The sequence below is a fragment of the Pseudoalteromonas sp. SIMBA_162 genome, from assembly GCF_046535955.1.
GTDB classification, from domain to species: Bacteria; Pseudomonadota; Gammaproteobacteria; order Enterobacterales; family Alteromonadaceae; genus Pseudoalteromonas; species Pseudoalteromonas marina.
The window spans coordinates 1-268 of the sequence record NZ_JAWJBQ010000474.1; the positions used below are offsets into that span (position 1 = coordinate 1).

Here is a 268-nt window from a genome sequence, read left to right on the forward strand (position 1 = left end):
GGAGGTCAGTGCCGGGGCATCGACGGTGAGCGCCGGCGCACTTGCGTCGATCTCGCCCACGTCATTGCTGGTCGCGGTGTTGCCGGCCGGATCGGTGACCGAGGCTTCGACGCTGTACTCGCCTTCGCTCAGCGGCGTCTCGGCATCGACGCTGTAGGTGCCGTTCTCCACGGTGGCGGTGACGATCTGCTCGTTACCATCGCTGTCAGTGATGACCAGGGTGACGGTGCTGCCGTCTTCGGCATCAGTGGTACCGACGATGGTCGGC

The 268-nt window shown here is 65.7% G+C and carries 1 protein-coding gene; it reads right to left on the reverse strand.

The annotated features are described in order from the left end of the window. Positions 1–268: Ig-like domain-containing protein (locus tag R0J88_RS20550; RefSeq protein WP_410900960.1), on the reverse strand; the 268-nt coding region annotated here is incomplete at both ends.